The sequence below is a fragment of the Paenibacillus sp. FSL R7-269 genome (assembly GCF_000517865.1).
In the GTDB taxonomy this organism is placed as follows: Bacteria; Bacillota; Bacilli; order Paenibacillales; family Paenibacillaceae; genus Paenibacillus_AQ.
Genome location: NZ_ASPS01000009.1, coordinates 22,201 through 35,783, shown reverse-complemented (window position 1 = coordinate 35,783; position 13,583 = coordinate 22,201). Strand labels below are relative to the sequence as shown.

The following is a 13,583-nucleotide window of genomic DNA, read 5'->3' as shown; positions in this document are numbered from 1 at the left end:
TGGAATTCGTTAACATAGAAGGATAGCAATGATTCCATATCAGCGGAAACGGGGGGGAATAAGCCGATGCAGGTGAAGCAACTATTGGTGAACGGTGAGCGGCTGAAGAATACCATTGAGGCCTTTGCCGATTTCGGGCGGACAGACCATAACGGAGTTACCCGGCTATCGCTGTCGGAGCAGGATGTGCGGGTGCGCGGCTATTTCACCGCCTGCTGCGAAGAGCTGGGCATGACCGTGAAGGTGGATGATATGGGCAATATGTATGCCACTCTGGCTGGCAGTGAAGCGGGCCCCCCGATAGTGATGGGCTCACATCTGGATACCGTGAAGAAGGGCGGCAGATTCGACGGTGTACTGGGGGTGATTGCCGGCCTTGAGGTCGTGAGAACCCTGGTAGATCACGGGATTAAGCCCCGGCTGCCTGTCACGGTGATGAACTTCACCAATGAGGAAGGTGCCCGCTTCGAGCCGTCCATGATGGCCTCAGGCGTCTTATCCGGCAAGTTCGATAAGGCAGCCATGCTGGGGAAGAAGGACGCGGAGGGCGTCAGCTTCGGCGAGGCGCTGGAGGCCAGCGGCTATGCCGGCGATGCAGAGAACCGGATCAGGGAAGCGGCGGCTTATCTGGAGCTGCATATCGAGCAGGGCCCTGTGCTGGAGAAGGAGAACGTTAAGATCGGCCTTGTTGACTGTGTCGTGGGCATGGCCTGCTATGAGATTGAAGTGACCGGGGAATCGGATCATGCCGGAACTACGCCGATGGATATGCGCCGGGATGCGCTTTTTGCCGCTACGGATATTATTGCGGAGCTGCGCCGCAAGCTGTCCGTGCTGGACCCTGAGCTGGTCTATACGATGGGACGGATAAATGTGCTGCCGAACATCCATACCGTGATTCCGAACAAGGTAATCTTCACCGTGGAAGCGAGACATAAGGACATGGATGTGGTCCGGGAGGTCGAGGCGGTCATTCACGGCCTGCCGGAGGAGCTGTTGGATTGCAGCGTGTCGAAGACGAAGCTGTGGGGCCGCGACACGGTATGGTTTGATCCGGGGATCTGTGCGCTAGTGGAGCAGGCTGCGCAGAAGCTCGGTTACAGCAGCCGGAAGCTGGCGAGCGGTGCGGGGCATGATGCCCAGTTCGTGGCCGGGTTCCTGCCGTCGGCGATGATCTTTGTCCCAAGCGTGAACGGGAAAAGCCATTGCGAGGAAGAGCTCACCTCCTATGAGGATTGTGAGATGGGCGTGAATGTGGTGCTGGAGACGGTGCTGTCGGTGTTGTCTCGTGACTGAGCGGGGGATTGGATAGGCAGGTCGAAATCCAATCGATCAAACTTCCTCAAGATATCCAAATCAGAGGTAATATGATGAGTACCCCAATAATAATTACCGATGGCTTGTTCAGCGACACACCATTGTTTGCCATCCGGATGCGGGTTATTATGTTCAAATGTGGTTAATTCTTCATCAGTTGCCATTTGAATTTCTGTGGTATTGAGCAGTATGTCAATAATTGTATCCAGATTTATATCTGCAACATGTTTAAGTTCTGGATAGTGGTTGCTTTTTGGCGAACCCATAAAGTACACGGGCAATGGTAACCAAAACGGCCATGTTACAGGGTCAAATGATTTCATTTCCAACGATACCGGGTCATAATCGGGGACGCCGTTGAGTAGGATTTGACCACACAGCTTGTACTTGTCTTTTAAAGTCACTGCTTTGTGGTAGATATCACTGTTTTCGTCTGCATATTTAAGTATAAAGTCTGAAAGTCTCTTTGTTACTCCAATATCAGCTTCCGTGGCTTTCTTTGGGTCGAAATGAAACCATGGCAAATGTGCGAAATCATTGTTGCTAGGGATTCCTTGCATCCCCACCCAGCCGTCATCCAACAAATATGTACCGGAATCAAGGTAGTTGATGATACCCATAATAATTGTATCTCTTATACTGCTAACAGAATCATCTGCCGTGTCCAAATAATCCAACGCTATACATATTGTATAGGGAGAAGAATTAGGGTTCCAATTGTTGCACTCGATGTTGTAACCAAAACCGCCATCCTCATTTTGGTAACTGGACAGAACTGAAAGGAATTCCTCGCAGCTCCCGTTTTCAAATAAATACTTCCACTTTGTAAATTCAAGCGGTCTGGCATTACGGTGAATTAGTTTTCTTAATCTCAAAAACTCATCAAGTAATATTTTTTTCATAATATTTACCTCCCGATGTTATTTTGAAACGTTGGGAGTATTATACATTTTAGTATGAGCAGCTGTCGATGAGATTTGTTTTCTGTTATCTGGAGGCGCGGATGCGGCTGGAACGGGGGAGTCCGGGGTACTGGTATGAGCGGCCCGTTCTATAGATCCCAGCTATGTGGGATGGCGGTTCCGGGGCCCGGCCTTGATAATCGGTACATGACCTGTTGGGGTCATGTACCGATTATCACACCGGAGGGGATGAAATGAGAGACAGCATGAGCAAGGCAGCCAGTCCTTGGGAACAGGCCGACGGGGATCAGTATATTCAGAGCATCAGCCGCAAAATCCCCGGCTACCAGCTCCAGTATGACTTGATGGATACGCTGTTAACAGCGCGGCTGGACAAGCGGGAGAAGCCAAGGTTACTGGTTGTAGGAGCAGGCGGGGGCCAGGAGATACTAAAGCTGGGCCTGAACCATCCGGCTTGGAGCTTCAGCGGCCTGGATACCTCGCAGCGTATGCTCCAGGCTGCACAGCAGCGGCTGGGGGTCGCGGGTCTGCTGGATAGAGTGGAGCTGCATCATACGGAGACCAGTACATGGAACTGCACTAGAGCGTATGATGCCGCAACCTGTATGCTGGTGTTGCATTTCTTGCAAGGGAGGACGAACAAGCTGGCGCTCCTTCGCAGCATTGCCGCGCGGCTTCAGCCGGGTGCGCCGCTCTGTCTGTCTGCCATCTGCGGGGGGCCGGGCTCTCCCGAATGGCAGATACAGATGGCAGGCTGGCGGCTGCATATGCTCGGGAACGGGATACCGGAAGAACAGTGGAAGACCTTTGAGCACTCTTTCGGAGTAACCTCCCATCCGCTCCCCGCCGCAGAAGTGGAGGAACTTCTGGAGGAGGCCGGGTTCATGACCGTATCCCGGTTCTTCGGCGCTTATCTGATTGACGGCTGGGTGGCGGTGAAGGCGCTAGAACGATAGCAACTGCACTTTGTACAATGGATTGCTGTAAAAAGGCTTCGAAATAGATTCAATTGTATTCCGTACAATCGAATATTGAAAAAAAGCCATTTTTCAGCCAAATCACAACATTCCACTGTATGAAATATAATAAAATCTCATTTTACGGTCAGCAATGCGTTTTCTATTGCAGGAAATACAATCAGTTGTCACCCCTTCACCGCCGAGCTGGCCACTCCTTCAATAATGTATTTCTGGCCGAGCAGGAAAACGAGAATCATCGGGATGATCCCGGCGGTTGCTGCGGCCATCATGCCGTTGTAATCGACATTGTTCTCCAGGATGAAGTTCTGCAGCCCGAGCGGAACGGTGAACAGATCCTGGTCGATCAGGAAGACGAGCGCGTTCTCATAATCGTTCCAGTGCCAGGAGAAATCAATAATCGCCAGGGTCGCCAGCGATGGCTTGGCCATCGGCAGGATAATCCGCGAGAAGATGCGGAAATGGCCTGCGCCGTCGATGAAGGCGGCCTCGGAGATTTCATGGGGTACGGAGAGGAAGAACTGCCGCATCATGAACACGCCGAAGATGGTGAACATACCTGGCAGAATGAGCGCCCAGTGAGTGTTATAGATGCCGGCCCAGTCGAACATGATGAACTTCGGCACGAACAGCACCTGCGGAGGAACCATCATCATGGACAGGTAGACCAGGAACATTGTGTTACGCCCCTTGAACTCAATTCTGGCAAACCCATAGGCTGCCAAGGCGGACAGGGAGACGGCACCGATGGTACTCAGCACAGCGACCTTAAGGGAATTCAAATAATAAGGTACGAAGCTGCCCTGGCCGGACCAGACTTTGACATGATGACTCCAGTTGAAGTGGTCCGGAATCCACTGGATCGGATAGCGGAATACCTCTGACGGTGTTTTGAAGGAGGTGCTGATCATCCAGAGGAAGGGTACAATCATGACGATGCTGAAGAACAGCATGATTAATGTGGTGATGATTTTGATAGCGGCGGCTTTATTCATATTCTCAGCTCCTTAGTAGTGAACCCAGCGTTTCTGGCCCAGCCATTGAACAACGGTGAAGATCAGAATGATCAGGAACAGGGCCCAGGAGACTGCTGAGGCATAGCCCATCTCGTAATAGCGGAAGGCATTCTGATAAATGAACAGGGATAATACGGTGGTGCTGTTCCCGGGGCCGCCCTGCGTAATCGCCTGGATGATGCCGAACTGCTTAATCGACATGATCAGCCCGGTAATCAGCAGCAGAAAAGTAGTGGGACTCACCAGCGGCCACAGGATGCTGCGGACCGTCTGCCACGTGCGGGCACCGTCGATGGTGGCTGCCTCCAGCAGCTCGCCCGACACCTCCTGCAAGGCGGCGAGGTAGATAATCATGTTATAGCCGAGCATGAACCAGATCCAGATGATATCAATCGCATACATGGACGTGTCCATCGTGGACAGCCAGCCGGGAGGGTTCTCGATGCCCATAGAGCGGAGAATGCCGTTAATCGGCCCGTTATTCGGGTGGAACAGCAGCATCCAGACGAAGGCTACGGCTACGCCGCTGGTAATGTAGGGCATGAAGTACAGGGCGCGGAGCAGCTTTTTGAGATAGACGGAACGGTTCAGGATGGCAGCCACCAGGAACGCCAGCCCAATCGACACCGGAACAGAGAGCAGGAACAGCAGCGTGTTCTTAATGGCAATATAGAAGACCTCATCCCCCAGCATCCGCCGGATATTGGCCAGCCCGATGAACTTGGTATTAGGACTCATAAACTTGTAGTCTGTAAACATGAGATAGAACGAATACATAGCCGGTATGATAAAAAACAGTATCACGCCAATCATATTGGGCCCGATAAACAGATAGCCCAGCAGCTGCTGACGTCGCATCCAGGTTGCTTTCACAATAGCCCCACTCCTTAGGTCTTAATAAGTACATTACAAGCATAGCAAGCGTTCCCGTGAGGGTTAAGGAACAAAACCACCCACTTCATGGCACAGAAATATACAATTACACAAGCGGCAGCAGGCGCTTCGTTCTTAGTTATGTTCTATCCAGGTTCCGCCCAGCAAGAAAAGCGGCATTCCCTTGAAGGAATGCCGCTGGAGCGATACTATGATCGTAATCTGAAAGGCAGGCTACAGGCTTAAGCTATCTGGCTTCTCCCGTTGTTGATGCCGGTATTGGCTGGGCGTCTGTGCGGTCAGGCGCTTGAAAATCTTGATGAAGTAGTTATCGCTCACGAAGCCGACCCGGTTGCCGATCTCATAGACCGGCAGGTCGGAGCCGGTCAGGAGCCGGATCGCCTGATCTACCCGTACACGGTGCAGATAGTGGATGAGGGTGCGGCCGGTTTTCTTTTTGAACAGGGTACTGACATAATTCTCGGCCATCATGACATACTGCGACATCGACTTCACGGTAATATCCTCAGCGTAGTGTTCGTGCAGATAGTGAAGGATCTTCTGGATCTCAGGGTGGCTCGTAATCTCCTCATGGGCCGGCGGGGGCGGGGGAGACTCCTTAAGCACATCCGGCTCTGCCTTGCGGTTCTTCTCCAGCTCGCCGCTGATCTTGCGCAGTGTGTCCCGGAGTGAATTCACGCTCATCGACAGCTTCAGAATATAATTGGACGCCCCGTATTCCATGGCCTGCCGCACATTCTCGAAGTCATTCATGCAGGTCAGCATGACGAAGCGGGAACCATACCCCTCCTCACGGGTTCTGCGCAGCAGCTCGACGCCATCCATCTCCGGCATGACGATATCCGAAATCACCAGATCGGGTACATCTTCGCGGATCATCTCCAGCGCCTCAGCCCCGTTGCCCGCTTCTCCGCTGACCGTGAAGCCAAGCTCTTCCCAGGCGATAATCTCACGCACGCTTTCCCGTACAAATACCTCATCCTCCACCAGCAGTACCTTCCACATGTGTAATCCCTCCCTTAGTTATGCGCTTCAAGCCGGATGTTCGTTGCCGTAAGGTGTGGACATTAGCAGCGGCAGCGTTAAGCGGACCGTAACGCCTTCGCTGGTTGAGAGAACTTCAAGCTGCCCCTCTTCCCGGAACAACAGCCGCAGCCGCTCCTGAATGTTACTCAGTCCGATGCCCGGACGCTTGCGCGGAGCCTTGGGGCCCCCGCCCTGCTCCATGCCTACGCCGTTGTCCCGGATCTCGACAATCAGCCTGTGCTCTTCGCGGCGGACGTTCAGCTCAATGAGGCCGTGGCCGGGCAGCCTGCTGATTCCGTGGATAATGGCGTTCTCCACCAGCGGCTGAAGGCTGAGCTTCGGCACCAGAGCATAGAGAATGTCCTCGTCATACGTGAACGTACAGTCGAATTTGTGGGCGTAACGGACCTGCTGAATATGGACATAGGCCTCAACAAGCTCAATTTCATCCTTGAGATGGATCAGATCCTTATCGGTATTCAGGCTGGCCTCCAGCAGCTTGCCGAGCGACAGGGTCATGTTCGTAATGTCCTCGTTATGCTCGCGGATGGCGATCCATTTGATCGTATTCAGCGTGTTCAGCAGGAAGTGGGGATTCGTCTGGGCCAGCAGCATCTGAAAATGCACCGCCTCCTTCTGCCGCTCCTCCGCCTTCAGCTTCTGGATCAGCAGGTGAGTGTCGTCAAGCATCGTATTGAAGGTCCGGGTCAGCTCAAGGATCTCGCCGCTGAATTTGTGCTCCGGGAGGCGGATCTTCAGGCTTTTCTGCACCGCCGCCTTCATCTTGTTCTGCAGATGGGACAAGGGCCGCGTAATCGTCGTAGCAATCACGAAGGTCATCATCAGGAAGATGCTCGTCAGCACTAGGAACGTAATGAAGTACTGCTGCTTCAGCCCCTCGATCTCCACGAACAGCACAGACAACGGAATCCGGTTGACGATATACCAGTCCAGCGACTCCACATAGATATAATTAATCAGGGCGTTCGCGTCCTTGTCGATAAAATACTGCTGTCCCGGCTGCCCGGCAAAGCCTGCCTTCACCTTCTCGGATAACTGGCTGCCCGGAACCGACTGGGAGATATCCTCGCCCGAGCGGGTAATCAGGAAATATTGCTGCTCCAGATCGGACTGCTTGTGAATGGAGCGCAGCCAGTACGTATAATCAATGCTGATCCGGGCCATGCCATACGGCTGGTTCCGGGCATCCTCCAGATAGGCGTATAAGGAGAGAAGGTAGGCGCTGGTCGAGACATCACGCAGCACGTAGTTGGTATCATTAGGCACCCAGTGATAGGAGCTGTTATTCATCTGCCCTCTGTCGAACCCCGTATTTCCCCGCAGATCCGAATAGACCAGTGAATCCTTAGGCTGGTAAGAGGTGTATGCGCTTTCAGATAAGTCCAGAATCATGAAGTAGACCGAAGGATTATACAGGAAGAAGCTGTTGTTCAGATTCTTGAAAATATTCTCCATCAGCCGCTTGTTCTCCAGCTCATTACGCTGTCCGGGATGGAGCAGTACGGACTTCACAGTGTCATCCTGCTTCAGGAACAGCAGCGTTTTGAAGGCAATACTGATCTGGTCCTCCAGCGTGCGGTACATCTGCTCCAGCTGATAGTGGCTCTGCTGGCTGATTTTCTTCTGGACCAGCGTCTCAATACGCTGATAGTTATAGATATTCAGTGCGCCGAACGGCAGCAGAATCAGGCACACGAACGCGGTGAACAGGCGGTATTTCAACTTCTGGGGAATCAGCACACGCAGCAGCTGTGACACAGGGAAGCACCTCCAAGCCTGACTGAACCTGCCCGGTTCGGGACGGTTGATATGCTAGATTATAGCATAATCCCTCCGCCGGATTGGCGATATTTCAAATTGCATGGATTTGTTCCAGCGGGTACGGGAGGAGGCCAGAAATGCATAGTTTTGTTCTATTAGGGCTGCTTGACAGCGGGACAAGAAAGACGGATCGGATAGTTATCCGCCCCGCCTTGTCAAGGAACCCCATGGAGTATGCAGGGGCATAAGATGGATGTCAGTTTAAACGAATGATGTTGTACTTCAGCGCAAGCAGAAGAAACACGCCAGCCAGGAAAATGACTCCCGCCGAGACTAATCCGCCTATAATGATTGTCCTGTCAAAGGGTTTGAAGCTTTTGAGCATTCCATCACTCCTCTGTAAAGATAGTCCCTCCCCCCAATTATAAACGATCTGCCAGTGTGCGCGGTAATTAGGGTTCCCGGACGCATGTGCCGCTTAGATTTGTGGACCGACGGACTGATGGATCGACGGATTGATGGACCAACGGATCGGCGGATCTTGGGGCCGACAGACTGACGGATCGGCGGCCTCAGAGGCCGTTATATCCCTCCAGGTAACCGGAAATGAAGGGGGAAACGGTAGTTAAGCGCCTCTGAGTCCGCGTGGCCTCCAGAACAGCGCGATTCGCCCAAATAAGCGCATTCCAGTCCGCAAGAACGCGGCTGGAGCTTGCCGCATTCATTCAAGGCCTAGCCTGTTCCTGATAGGTTCAGATAAAAGAAAGAGAGGCGCCATGATTCCCATGGCAAGCCTCCTGTACGATGCATGATATCTCTCTGTTTCTTCTCTGTCTGCGCCCCTCACGCTACTTCTTCTGCTTCAAATACCCGTTATGCCGCGCTGCCATGGCCTGCACAGTCTGATCGAGCGACTGCGAGCCGAGGAAATACTTCTCATACTCCTGTGAGCGCAGGTCCATTACCTCTTGCGGCAGGCTGCGGACATAGGTTGGCGTCTTATTGTCGAACATGACGTACATCAGGGAGTCCAGATCGTAGGAGTCACTTTTGTCGCCGATGAGGCTCTTGAGTGCATCTTCCTGCTTGGCATCCTTGGAGGCCGGGAGTCTTCCTCCCGCTGCCATCGGGGACATGCCGCCATCGGAATACCACTTCAGGAACTCCCAGGCCGCTTCCTGCTTCTTGGACTTGGCGTTAATAGAGATGTAATCGCCGAGGCCCCCGCGGGTCACGTAATCACTGGCGGATTCAGTGAGCCGGGGTACCGGAGCGAAGGCGATTTTGAAATCACGCGGGAAGTCAGTGAAGTTATTCGAGCTGCGCAGCAGCCACGCCCCGATATTGAGCATCGGCACCTCTCCGCTGAGGAACACCTGCTCCACCGGCATCTTGGAAGTTAATTGCTCGCCGAGCGGCGGTGTGGTCTTATCGTCCTGCATCATCCCGTTCAGCGTCTCAAGCCATTGTCTGACCAGCGGATGGTCGAGATTGGAGGTGCCGTCCGGCTTGGTGTAGCCCTCCTGAGAGAGCACGGAGTCGATGGGGTCCACGAAGGGCTCCATATTTTGAATAAAACCGTAGGAATTGCCGCTCTTCAGCTTCTTCGCATACTCGCGCAGCTCATTCCAGGTCCATTCCTTCGGAACGGGCAGGCCTGCCTTATCCAGTTCGTCCTTGTTCAGGGCGATGAAGAACGGGCTCTTGGTCGTCGGAACACCGTAGAACTTGCCGTCAATTTTCCAGCTCGCGGTGTCCGCGCCCATCTTCTCTTCAATGTTGTAATCGGTGAAGCCGCTGAGGTCCAGGGCCAGTCCCGATTCTACCCGCTTGGCGGCATGGGAGATCGTATAGTTCACGAACAAATCCACATCCTGGCCGGTAATCATCGCCGTGTCCAGCTTCAGATTGCCGTCATCATCATTAACATAGCGTACATATTCCACCTGAATATCGGGGTGCTCCTTGTTCCAGTTGTCCACCACCTGCTGCGGACCGGATTCCGGCGGGACACCGCCCCACATTTTGAGCGTAACCGCTGTATTCTTACCTGTAGCAGAGCTCCCATTGTCCGCTGAAGATGAATTGCTGCTGTTCCCGCAGCCTGCGGCCAGGCCCATGATCAGAACTAGTGAAGTGATTCCGGCAATAACACGGCTCTTGTTCAAAAGCGACAACCTCCCTGAGTGTACTGTATAGGCTTGCAACTCAAGAATAGCAGATGGCCGGAAGCGTCAGAAGGAACAAAAAACAGGAGAATATGGAACATAACTTTACATTCTCTCCCCGGGTTATGGCTAGGGCGGGCTATAGTGCAGGGAAACGTTCTATTCCGGGAGCCGCTGAGGCATCCTAAGCCCATTGTGTAAAAACACAATCATGTCAGATCATGTTTTTCTTTTTACCCAAAATGCAGCTGAAGATCATATGTTATGATTCTTTACATAAGAGAACCCTACCTGACAGGAGCGATGAACGATGATTATTGGCGTACCGAAAGAAATCAAAAACAACGAAAACCGCGTAGCGATTACCCCTGCGGGTGTGGTGAGTCTGAGCGCAGAAGGTCATAAGGTGCTTGTTGAGGCCGGAGCGGGTGCTGGCAGTGGATTTCTTGATGAAGATTATGCCATAGCTGGTGCGGAATTGGTTGCTGAAGCTGCCGCAGTATGGGCTGCTGCTGAAATGGTAATGAAAGTGAAAGAACCGCTGAGCAGTGAATACGGCTACTTCCGCCCGGGGCTTATCCTCTTCACTTATCTGCATCTGGCTCCAGAGCCGGCCCTGGCTGCCGCCCTCAAAGACAAAGGCGTATTCGCCATCGGCTATGAGACCGTAGTGGATGGACGTACCTTGCCGCTGCTTACCCCGATGAGCGAGGTAGCTGGGCGTATGGCTGTACAGCTCGGTGCACAATTCCTGCAAAAGAACTACGGCGGACAGGGTATCCTGCTCTCCGGTGTTCCTGGCGTAAGCCGCGGCAAGGTTAGCATTATCGGCGGCGGTGTGGTAGGCACCAATGCAGCCAAGATGGCCATCGGGCTTGGCGCCGAGGTGACCATTATCGATCTGAGCGCAGACCGGCTCCGCCAGCTCGACGATATTTTCGGTGCCCAGATCAGCACCCTGATCTCCAATCCGTATAATATCGCTAAGGCTGTTGCTGAAGCGGATCTGCTGGTAGGGGCAGTGCTGATTCCGGGCGCGAAGGCGCCTAAGCTGGTAACGGAAGCAATGGTGCAGACGATGAAGCCAGGTTCTGTCATTGTCGATGTGGCGATTGACCAGGGCGGGATTGTGGAGACGATTGACCGGGTGACCACGCACGACAACCCTGTATTCGAGAAGCATGGGGTCCTGCACTATTCGGTCGCCAATATGCCGGGCGCAGTCGCCAAAACCTCGACCATTGCCCTAACCAACGTCACCGTTCCATATGCCCTGCAAATTGCTAACAAAGGCGTATTCCAGGCCATCGAAGACAATGCCGGTCTGAAGAGCGGCGTCAACGTAGCCAACGGCAAAATCACCTGCCAGGCCGTAGCCGAATCTCTTGGGGAAGAGTACTTCACGGTTGAAGCTGCTGTAGAGCAAGAGTTCACGCTGATCTAATTTGTAGAGAAAAAAGTCGGCTAGAGGGGTATTGTAATAGACAAGTCAGGGGATAGAAAAGTAGGCAGGAAAGAGTACGTCTACGCCTATTGCAGTCCGGTGAGCGATCACCGGGCTTTTTATGTTGGAGTGGGCTAAATGTAATCGAAAAGTGAACACATTCTTCATACCATGTCAGGTTTCCTCCACATTTTTTGCATCTCCCTATAGGCAACTGCCAGGCGCTGTAATATAATGTAATCACTTATATAAGCTTCGGCTATTCTTTGGGGTTGAGGTGGGAACATTGACAGAAGCAGAGCCATCATTTGACCGTTTTTTTGACAGCATGGAATCCCTGGCGGATACCCTTAGTGAATCGCTTCAGGCGCAGGTTACGATTGAGGACAGCAATCATCATGTGATTGGCTACAGCTCCCATCAGTTTGAGAGCGATGCCGCACGAATCTCCACCATTATCGGCAAAAGAGTACCGAATACCGTGATCATTGGCCTTCGCAAAAAGGGTGTGATGCACAATCTGGAGAATACCGGCCATCCGATCCGTATCCCCGCCGTGATGGAGGTCGGTCTGGGTCCCAGACTTGCCATGTGCATCCGGCACCAGCAGGAGATTCTCGGCTATATCTGGGTAGTGGACGGTGGGAATCTTACCGAAGGGCATGCGGAGCGTATCGTGGAGAAGGCTGCCGGGATTGCCGGACGTTATCTGCTGAAGCAGCGCGGCTGGAAGACGAGGCAGGAGAAGACGTTCGAGGATTTCTTTTGGAAGCTGCTGACCTCGCATTATGAGAGTGAACTGCGAATTCGCCAGGAGGCAGAGGCGGGGACGATTCTGCTGCCGGAGCGATATTATATCGGGGTGCTGGAGAGCAGCAGGCCGGTGGATGAGCATTTTTTGCAGAAATTCCGCAGGGTGATGGATACCTATAGCGGGCAGCGGCTGCTCTTTCAGACTGCCGAGCAGAACCGGCTGATTATTCTGTTCTCCTTTATATTTCCGGTAGAAGGGACGGGGCGTCTGTCTTCGTTCCTGCACAAGCTGCTAGGGGAGCTGGGCCAGAGCGAAGGCGGCAGGCTTACGGCAGGCTGCAGTCCTGAATACCGCGAATATACTTCGGCCGCCGAAGCGTACCGCGAAGCGCTGCAGATTCTGGAGATGAAGAAGCGGCTGCCTTATCATACCCGTGAGCTGCTGCTCTATGAAGAAATCGGGTTCTGGGCCTACCTTCCGGCTATTCTGGAACAGAAACGGAACCGTCCCCGCCGGAGCGCGCTGCTCTACCCTCTGAAAGAGCATGACCGTGAGCATAAGAGTGATTTCCTGAAGACTCTCGCCGTATATCTGTCGCTGAACGGGAATCTGAAGGAATCGGCCGCTTTTCTGCATATTCATACCAATACCTTAATGTACCGCCTGAACCGGATCGCCGAGATTACAGGCCGGAGCCTCAAGGAGACCGATTACCGCACCTCCATCTATCTGGATCTTCTGACCGAGGAGACCGCACAGGTAAATCTATGGTTCCAGGAGGCTGAGGGTTCCAAAGAGTAGCTAAAGTTTTCGGGCAATCCGAAAAGCGTTATTCGCCTGTTCAAAGCCGACCTGAGGATAGAACGTTAAAGCTTGCTCGGAAGACAAAAGCACGATGGATACTTGATCTCCTAAGGTCTGCTGAAGCAGTTCTATCAGGCTCTTACCTATATTTTTCTTCTGATAATCCTGAATCACAGCTAAATCTGATAGATAACAGCAGTAACAATAGTCCGTAATGGCCCGTGCTACTCCGACTACCCGGCCGCCATCCCAGCAGCTAATTAGGACATCGGCCTGATCAATCATTTTCCCCATACGGTCTAAATCGCTGTGAGGCCGCTTTAGGCCCGATAATCTAAACACCTCAGCCATTTGTTCAGGCAGTAATTTTTCGTTGACCTTAAATTCTAATGCCATAATGACTCTCCTTTTACATTCATTTTTATTATTCTAAGCTATAAATGAGCAAAAATGGATAAAGGATACTCTTGCATCGTCT

Annotated in this window: 11 protein-coding genes; 4 read left to right on the top strand and 7 right to left on the bottom strand. The window is 52.8% G+C overall.

All coding sequences use genetic code 11. The features are described from left to right. Positions 1 to 66: 66 nt before the first annotated feature. Positions 67 to 1,296, top strand: coding sequence for a Zn-dependent hydrolase (locus tag C162_RS03385; protein ID WP_036691273.1), 1,230 nt, complete (start codon positions 67 to 69; stop codon positions 1,294 to 1,296). On the opposite strand, the gene C162_RS03380 is transcribed toward C162_RS03385, so the two are convergent. Continuing rightward, the gene (locus C162_RS03380) at positions 1,227 to 2,219 is read right to left on the bottom strand and encodes a hypothetical protein (RefSeq protein WP_036691271.1); all 993 of its coding nucleotides are present in this window, start codon (positions 2,217 to 2,219) and stop codon (positions 1,227 to 1,229) included. The genes C162_RS03385 and C162_RS03380 overlap by 70 nt on opposite strands. A gap of 254 nt (positions 2,220 to 2,473) precedes the next feature. Between C162_RS03380 and C162_RS03375 the strand changes: the two genes are divergently transcribed. Further along, the gene (locus C162_RS03375) at positions 2,474 to 3,196 is read left to right on the top strand and encodes a class I SAM-dependent methyltransferase (RefSeq protein WP_235218338.1); all 723 of its coding nucleotides are present in this window, start codon (positions 2,474 to 2,476) and stop codon (positions 3,194 to 3,196) included. A 188-nt stretch (positions 3,197 to 3,384) separates the two neighbouring features. Here C162_RS03375 and C162_RS03370 read toward each other — a convergent pair whose 3' ends face one another. The 5 genes from C162_RS03370 to C162_RS03350 form a co-directional block, all read right to left on the bottom strand. Beyond that, on the bottom strand, positions 3,385 to 4,212 hold the full coding sequence (locus C162_RS03370) for a carbohydrate ABC transporter permease (RefSeq protein WP_036691269.1): 828 nt from the start codon (positions 4,210 to 4,212) through the stop codon (positions 3,385 to 3,387). 12 nt (positions 4,213 to 4,224) lie between these two features. After that, a complete protein-coding gene (locus C162_RS03365) occupies positions 4,225 to 5,106 on the bottom strand; it encodes a carbohydrate ABC transporter permease (protein ID WP_036691267.1) in 882 nt (293 codons plus the stop codon). A 234-nt stretch (positions 5,107 to 5,340) separates the two neighbouring features. Further along, positions 5,341 to 6,132 (bottom strand): response regulator, encoded by a 792-nt coding sequence (locus C162_RS03360; protein ID WP_036691265.1) that lies wholly within the window; start codon positions 6,130 to 6,132, stop codon positions 5,341 to 5,343. Positions 6,133 to 6,159: 27 nt separating this feature from the next. Beyond that, positions 6,160 to 7,932 (bottom strand): sensor histidine kinase, encoded by a 1,773-nt coding sequence (locus C162_RS03355; protein WP_036691263.1) that lies wholly within the window; start codon positions 7,930 to 7,932, stop codon positions 6,160 to 6,162. An 851-nt stretch (positions 7,933 to 8,783) separates the two neighbouring features. Further along, a complete protein-coding gene (locus tag C162_RS03350; protein ID WP_235218337.1) occupies positions 8,784 to 10,103 on the bottom strand; it encodes an ABC transporter substrate-binding protein in 1,320 nt (439 codons plus the stop codon). 310 nt (positions 10,104 to 10,413) lie between these two features. Here C162_RS03350 and ald point away from each other — a divergent pair, with 310 nt between their 5' ends. Further along, on the top strand, positions 10,414 to 11,547 hold the full coding sequence (gene ald / locus C162_RS03345; RefSeq protein WP_036691261.1) for an alanine dehydrogenase: 1,134 nt from the start codon (positions 10,414 to 10,416) through the stop codon (positions 11,545 to 11,547). A gap of 286 nt (positions 11,548 to 11,833) precedes the next feature. Beyond that, positions 11,834 to 13,102, top strand: coding sequence for a PucR family transcriptional regulator (locus C162_RS03340; protein WP_051493195.1), 1,269 nt, complete (start codon positions 11,834 to 11,836; stop codon positions 13,100 to 13,102). Here C162_RS03340 and C162_RS03335 read toward each other — a convergent pair whose 3' ends face one another. Continuing rightward, a complete protein-coding gene (locus tag C162_RS03335; RefSeq protein ID WP_036691260.1) occupies positions 13,103 to 13,501 on the bottom strand; it encodes a GNAT family N-acetyltransferase in 399 nt (132 codons plus the stop codon). It abuts the gene before it with no gap. Positions 13,502 to 13,583 lie beyond the last annotated feature (82 nt).

Excerpts from the sequence above, each read along its gene's own strand:
- C162_RS03375 (WP_235218338.1), top strand. The coding sequence starts at position 2,474 with ATGAGAGACAGCATGAGCAAGGCAGCCAGTCCTTGGGAACAGGCCGAC.
- C162_RS03385 (WP_036691273.1), top strand. The coding sequence starts at position 67 with ATGCAGGTGAAGCAACTATTGGTGAACGGTGAGCGGCTGAAGAATACC.
- C162_RS03335 (WP_036691260.1), bottom strand. The coding sequence starts at position 13,501 with ATGGCATTAGAATTTAAGGTCAACGAAAAATTACTGCCTGAACAAATG.
- ald (WP_036691261.1), top strand. The coding sequence starts at position 10,414 with ATGATTATTGGCGTACCGAAAGAAATCAAAAACAACGAAAACCGCGTA.
- C162_RS03360 (WP_036691265.1), bottom strand. The coding sequence starts at position 6,132 with ATGTGGAAGGTACTGCTGGTGGAGGATGAGGTATTTGTACGGGAAAGC.
- C162_RS03370 (WP_036691269.1), bottom strand. The coding sequence starts at position 4,212 with ATGAATAAAGCCGCCGCTATCAAAATCATCACCACATTAATCATGCTG.
- C162_RS03380 (WP_036691271.1), bottom strand. The coding sequence starts at position 2,219 with ATGAAAAAAATATTACTTGATGAGTTTTTGAGATTAAGAAAACTAATT.